The 5,772-nt window shown below is 66.6% G+C and carries 4 protein-coding genes; 2 read left to right on the top strand and 2 right to left on the bottom strand.

Features of this window, described 5'->3' with window-relative positions:
- Window positions 1–498 (top strand): hypothetical protein (locus tag QZT59_RS07235; RefSeq protein WP_290813493.1); only part of this gene is annotated, 498 nt, incomplete at its 5' end.
- 327 nt (window positions 499–825) lie between these two features.
- On the opposite strand, the gene QZT59_RS07240 is transcribed toward QZT59_RS07235, so the two are convergent.
- Entirely contained in the window at window positions 826–969 is a 144-nt protein-coding gene (locus QZT59_RS07240; protein WP_290813496.1) for a hypothetical protein, read from the bottom strand.
- Window positions 970–1,194: 225 nt separating this feature from the next.
- On the bottom strand, window positions 1,195–4,152 hold the full coding sequence (locus QZT59_RS07245) for a bacterio-opsin activator domain-containing protein (RefSeq protein ID WP_290813499.1): 2,958 nt from the start codon (window positions 4,150–4,152) through the stop codon (window positions 1,195–1,197).
- Window positions 4,153–4,921: 769 nt separating this feature from the next.
- Between QZT59_RS07245 and QZT59_RS07250 the strand changes: the two genes are divergently transcribed.
- The gene (locus QZT59_RS07250; protein WP_290813502.1) at window positions 4,922–5,389 is read left to right on the top strand and encodes a HalOD1 output domain-containing protein; all 468 of its coding nucleotides are present in this window, start codon (window positions 4,922–4,924) and stop codon (window positions 5,387–5,389) included.
- Window positions 5,390–5,772 lie beyond the last annotated feature (383 nt).

Consider the following 5,772-nt stretch of genomic DNA (forward strand, 5'->3'; position numbering starts at 1 on the left):
GAGAACGACGTCGATGACGACGAGAACGACGTCGATGACGACGAGAACGACGTCGATGACGACGAGAACAACGTCGATGACGACGAGAACGACGTCGACGACGCCGACGACGAAGAAAACGATGTAGATGACGAAGCGGACGATGAGGAGGTCGACGTGGATGACGACGAGAACGACGTCGATGAGGAGAACGACGTGGGCGCCGAGGACGTGACGATCTCGCACGCGACCGCCGGGGAGATTGACATCGACGAGGGAACCGCCGAATCACTGACGATCGGTGATGCGAGCGACCTCGAAGATGCGGTAGCAGAGGACGTTGACGACGACGTCGACGACGAGGTGGACGACGACGTCGATGATGAGGTGGACGACGAGGTGGACGACGAGGAGAACGACGTCGATGACGAGATGGACGACGACGAGGAAGATGACGTTGAGGACGATGTCGATGACGACGATACGGATGATGCGCCGTCGATAAGTATGCTGCGCTGACGATCGTGACGATTACGGTCGGAACGGTCCGGCCGTCCGCTGACCGGTTCGTTTTTTACGGGCGACGGAGGGACTTTCAGAACGTCGCGGAGAGGGTTGGGGAGATCGTCGTCGGCGTACCTTCGAGACTGGAGCGGTCGAGGTCGGCGTTTTCGAGGCGCCGGCGGGGGCCTGCGTCGACGCTGACGCGAGTTCTGCGTCGTCGCCGACGCGGGAATCCACGACCGTCGGGGCGAAGCGTTGCCGACGTCGGCGGAACCGAATTTCTGCCTCCTCGGTGATGCCGGGCTATCGTACCGGGTCGCTGTCGACGGGTGTTCGACCGTGCTACGCGGGTCTGCCGGCGAATCGCGCCCGTTGTCGGTCGTCCGTCTCGAGGCGACAGTCGCCGCAGTAGTACCCGTGATACTTGTTCGCCCGATCGTACCGATCGCCGCAGCTGATGCACAGTCGAGTCGTTTGTGGTGTCATTCGATTCCCTCCATCCGATCGCCGCCGACCGGTCCCGAAACGGCCGTCGATCGCCGAACGGCCGCCGTGCGGTCACAGAACGGCCGCCACCGAATCGCGAAGGGGGCCGTCCTGACAGCTGGACACTCGCCACCGAGTGTCAAATAGCGCAGGTGAAAAACGGCGTCGATTCGGGTCGAACGCCGCCGGCTCTTCGGTCGGGAATCGACGACACGAGGATGGGTCTCAGTTCGAACCGGACGGGTCTTCGTCGAACAACATCGAAAAGAGCTTTCGCTGGGCCGCTCGCAGGTGGTGATTGAACGTCGGTTGCGCGATGTCGAGCGTGTCCGCGACCTCAGTCCCCGTGGCCTCGCGCGGCACGTCGAAGTACCCGCTCACGTAGGCGGTCTGCAACACCTCGAGCTGACGATCGGTGAGACGGCGCTCGAACTCGGCTCCGAACTCGTACGGCGACGCGGCGTCGTCCTCTCGGTCCTGCTGGCGGACGACCGCCGACTCCGGATACCACCGCGTGAACGCCGAGACGAATTCCCGCACGTCCGCATCCTTCGGAAGGTGGACGACGATCATCCCCTGGCCGGCGGAGGCCGTCATCCGCTTCGGGAACGCTCCGAGGTCGAGCAGCCGCGAGACCACGCTTTCGTCGGTGAGCGTCGACTCGAACAGGAGCTTATCGTCTCGGTCCGTGACGAGTCGGCTGTCGGTGACCGCCGTCGTCCCCGCCGCCAGCGACAGGATCTCGTCCGCCTCGGCGCCGTCGATCGTAAAATACCCCCGGAGCGAGCCGTCGGGGCGGGTGAGCACGGTCTCGAACGTGAACGAGCAGTCCGCTCGCGTCGTCCACGCTACGAACGGGACGCGGTCGTCCTCGATTGCGAACTCGAGTTCGACGACTTCGCCGCCGACGAGCGCACGTTTCGTCTCGATCGCGTTGATCGCGTGGCCGATCCACGTGCCGAGGCTCCGGTAGACTCCGTCGTCGAGTTCGCCGTTCGCTCCCGGTCGGTCGGCGTACAAGGAGATGCCGCCGTATCGCAGCCCGCGGAAGACGAACGGAACGGCTCGAACGGAGCGAAACCCCCGTTTCAACGCCTCCTCGCGCCACCGTTGGGCCGACGGCTCGGAAACGAGACGGTCGATCACCGTCTGCTCCCCGCTGTCGATCGCCGCCGCGAGCGGCTCCGCGTCCGTCTGCCACTCGCCCTCGCCGGACTCCAGCGGTTCGAGGTAGCGTCGGCCGCTGCCGGCCCGTTCTCGCGGGACGATCCGCTCGCTCACCTCGTCGTACTCGCCGGTCCAGGCGAACGCCCAGTCGTCGCCCGCGACGAATCGCTCGCAGAGCGCCGCTTCCAGCTCGCCCCGCGTCCTCGACTCCTCGATCAGTTCCCCCACGTCCCGGATCAGCGTGAGGAGGCCGGTGAGGTGGTCGACCGTCGCGACGCTCGCGTCGCGTTCGCGCTCGACCGCGGCCAGTCGATCGGCCCGATCGACGCCGACGAGCGCGTCCCCCGCGATCGCCGACATGATGCGCGCGACCGCGAAGTCCGGTTCGGTCGGCCGGTCGGAACCGGCGGCGCCGGCGACGAGGATCCCGTGACCGGACAGCGCCAGGACGATCCCGCGCGCGAATGCCGGGTTCTCTACCGACGATCCCGACCACGGGACGACGTCGTCGACGTATCGCGGCTCGCCGTCGAAGAACGTGCGCCAGCGAGGATCGGCGCCCTCGTCGGCGAACGGCAACTCCTCCGGTGGGCCGTCGTCTCGCGGCGACCGGGCGGCGAGTCGGAGCGCGTCGCCGTCCTCGTCGTAGAGGTAGGCGGCTGCGGCCGAGAGAGCGCCGACGGCGCTGCACGCGTCGACGACCAGTTCACAGACGGTTTCGGACGTCTCGTCGTCGCCAGCCGCCCGGAGGAGCTCTTCGACTGCCGTCAGTCCACCCCTCGCTTCCGCCGCCTCGACGACGATCGTGAGCAGCGATCCGACCGATCGAGCCAGCGCGACGTCCTCCGTCGAGAACTCGCGGGCCGTTCGGGTGTACGCCCCCAGCAGGCCCCACGTTCGCCGATCCGAGCCGATCGGGACGCAAATTCCGCTAACGACGTGGTTGGCGGCGAGCGGAGCCGGCAGGTCGAACCGCGACTCGGTCCGCGCGGATTCGAAGACGACCGGTTCGGTCGCGGAGATCGCGTACCCCAGGTGCGAGTCGGGGCTGTCGTCTATCGCGTGACCGACGAAGGTCTGGGTCCAGCCGACGCCGGTCCGAAGGACGACCGATCCTTCGCCCGGTCGTCGTTCGAAGACCCCGACGTAGTCGCAATCGAGCTCGCCAGCGAGGGCTGAGACGACGGGCTCGAGGCGCTCATCGAGACTCCGCGCCTCGCTCGTCGCGGAGACGAGCGCCGGACCGATTCCCTCCGGGTCGATCGTCCGGCGAATCTCGCCGAGTCCGCGGTCGCTCGTCGGCGAGACGAGACAGAGGAATCCCCCCTCGACCGGGTCGATCGACCGACGCACGAGGATCGGAGAGTCGTCCGATCGGATGGCGATCTCGCGTCGAGTCGGTCGCGATTCGGCGTCGTCCGATGAACGCCCACGGCGGATCTGCTTCGGATCGTCGTTCGGCCACACGTCCGTCCACGATCGGCCGATCAGCGTCGTTTCGTCGTATCCGAGCACCCGCGAGAACCCCTCGCTCACGGCGACGAACGACAGGTCGTCGGTCACGAAGCAGCTTCCCGCGATCGGCGAGGGGCGGCGCTCGTCGATCGCCCGTCGCTCGACGGCGACCGCGATCCGCGACGCCAGCAGTCGGCAGTGCCGGCCCGAGGGCCCCGCCCGGAGGTAGTCAGTCGCCCCGGCCGCGAGCAGCTCGGCGACGACGTCCTCCTCGGCGACCTCGGAGAAGACGAGGAACGGTAGCTCCGGGTACGCACCGCGGACAGCGCGGAGCAACCGTATTCCGGTGGCATTCGGGAGAGAAACGTCGCTGACGATGCAGTCGACCGGTCGCGCTTCGAGCGCGCCGAAAACGTCCGCCACCGTCGACCGAACCGTGACCTCCATTTGGTGCTCGGCGACGAGGGTGTCGCAGACGCCCTCGACCGCCGTCGGATCGGCAGCGACGAAGAGAACCGCCGGTAGTTCGTCGGCGACGTCCTCGGTGCGGATCGTGTTCATATTTCGGGTGATCGATGACGACGACGCTCGGGCACTCCGAGCGAAGGATTCCGAGTCGCGGTCCCCTCATCCGTCGAGGCGGTCTCGCTCGCCCGATCGTCGGCCGTCGAGGCGGTCTCGCTCGCCCGATCGTCAGCCGTCGAGGCGGTCTCGCTATCTCGACCGTCAGCCGCGTTCCGTCGGGGCGGTCGCCGATCGATCCGGTCGGCGGCGTACGGTCGGCTGCTCGTCATTCGCGCTCCTCGTCACGTCTCGCGATCGTTTCGCTCGTGGGTTCGCGATCACACGAGCTGGATGGGCTTCCCATAGCGGACACTCTCCTACATTTGGGGACCCACAGCGGGGAAAACCAGGTGCCTATGGGCGTTGAATCGGCCGACCGACGTGAATTGAGTACCGCGTAATCGAGTACCGCGTCGTTCACCGTCCTGCACGCGACGACGGACCGCTTCGGGAACGCGTGAGGGAGCCGGCCGTAGCTGGAGGGCGAGCGAACCGTCTGTCGTGCACGCTCGACGCGATCGGATTCGGCCGGGACGGGCCGAAGACGTTCGTACGGATCGGCGAGTTCGGGACCGGGTCGGATCGTCCTGCCAGAGCGCTCGTCGATCTCGATGGCTTCGAAACCGTCCGATCGGCGGAGAACCCACCCGATTCGAACACGCTAACCGGTCGGTACTCTCGACCGATAGCACCGGCGACCTTCCGTCGCTATCTATGAAGACATCGTCCATATCCTTCCGGCGAACCTCACCGTACGTAGACCACGATGCCCCCACAACCCGCGTTCGAGGAACGTGTCGCGACGCGTGCAGATCAGTTGCCGGCCGCCGTTCGCGACGCCGTGGCTGCAGTAGAAGGCGTCGGTCCGGAATCGCTCGGCCGGATCGACGACGTCGTCGACGCGGAGGCGCTGGGGGCACTCTTCGGTATGGGCGAGCGGGCCGTCGAATCCGCGGCGGGAACCGTCACCTTCGAGCTGTCGAACTGCGTGGTGATCGTTCGCCACGACGGTCGCGTCGTCGCGCTCCCTCGAGCGTCCGCCCAGGTACCGTCCGCAGAAACCGCTCTCGCGATCTGCGACGGCGGGTTCGGACGGGTCCTGTCGACCGTCGTCGACGCCGCCCATCGCAACGGGATCGACGTCTGCGGAAGCTGGTCCCTCCGGAGCGATCGCTCCCGCCCCGACTGGGAAGTCGAGATTACCGAGGTCACGAAACCGTACACCGTCGACTAACACGGACGGGCTCGCGGCGTGGGTCGGAGACCGATCGACCGGATTCGGGCAGTTCCGGGGGGTCGGATCGTTACTACCTGTCCCCGGTCTCTGCGGGAACCCGACGGTTCGGCGTCTCGGCTCGCCACGAGCCCCGCGGTTTGTCGCACCGAGTCGATACGCACCCGACGGTCCGGCGCGCCCCGCCCGACGCTAATAAATGGCTATCAGTATCGGTCTCGAAATCCGACGGATGCTACGAGTTGAGCGCCAATTCATTATTTCCCGGATTTCTCACCCCGGGTAGGGAACGATATGACCGAACAGCGCCGCACTCGCCCCAATCGAGAAGACCCTTCCCGGACGGCGAAGAATCGAGAAGACCCTTCCCGGACGGCGAAGAA

The organism is Halovivax sp., assembly GCA_007119345.1.
GTDB lineage: Archaea > Halobacteriota > Halobacteria > Halobacteriales > Natrialbaceae > Halovivax.